We start from the raw sequence: 869 nt of genomic DNA on the forward strand, positions 1-869 counted from the left end.
CAGGTCCGCCAGCAGCAGCGGCACCGACCAGGCGTCGAGGACGGCGTGGTGGCTGGTGAGGACGACGCGGTGGTGCTCCGGCGCCAGCCGCGCCACGAGGACCCGCAGCAGCGGCGGGTCGTCGAGGCAGAACGGTTCGCGGGCGGCGGCCGCGGCCAGGTCGCCGAACCCCTCCTCGGTGCTCTCGCGCACGTCGACGCGGGCGGTGGCGTCGGCGAGGACGAACTGCACCGGCTGCGCGCCCTCGGCGGCCTCGGGGTCGACCCAGAAACCCGACCGCAGCGTGGGGTGGCGCTGCACGAGGTCCTGCACCGCCCGCCCCAGCCGGTCGACGTCCAGCGGGCCGCGCACGTCGAGGACGCGCTGACCGGTGTAGACGTCGGCTCCGCCGGCGCTGAGCTCGGCGTGCGCGAGGAGGTCCTCCTGCAGCGCGGTGAGCGGCAGGAGGTCCTCGAAGGGGGCGTCGTTCACGGCGGGTGCCTCTCGCAGCGGGGGGACCGGGCGCCCGGCGGTGGGCGCGGCCGGCCGGGTGGCAGGTGTCAGCGGCGTCGGCGGCGCACGAGCGCCTCCAGCCGGTCGCGCTGGGAGTCGTCGAGGGAGACGAGCGCAGCGGTGGACGGGGCAGCGGTCGGGGCGGGCGCGACGGGTTCGGCGGCGGCGGCGAGGGCGGCGACCGTGCGCAGCTCGAACACCTGCCGCACGGACAGCGCCCAGCCCTGCCGCCGCAACCGGCCCACGAGGCGGATCGCGGAGATGCTGTCCCCGCCGAGGGCGAAGAAGTCGTCGTCCGCGCCGATGCCGGGCACGCCCAGCAGCTCGCCCGCGGCGGCGGCCAGCGCGAGTTCCACCTCCCCGGCCGGCGGGCGGCC

The 869-nt window shown here is 78.0% G+C and carries 2 protein-coding genes; both read right to left on the reverse strand.

Annotated elements, in window-relative coordinates; translation table 11 throughout:
- Window positions 1-471 (reverse strand): condensation domain-containing protein (locus ABEB16_RS22590; RefSeq protein ID WP_345714385.1); only part of this gene is annotated, 471 nt, incomplete at its 3' end.
- A 68-nt stretch (window positions 472-539) separates the two neighbouring features.
- On the reverse strand, window positions 540-869 hold a 330-nt coding region (locus ABEB16_RS22595; protein WP_345714386.1), incomplete at its 5' end, for an acyl carrier protein.

Source organism: Kineococcus glutinatus (assembly GCF_039542765.1).
In the GTDB taxonomy this organism is placed as follows: domain Bacteria; phylum Actinomycetota; class Actinomycetes; order Actinomycetales; family Kineococcaceae; genus Kineococcus_A; species Kineococcus_A glutinatus.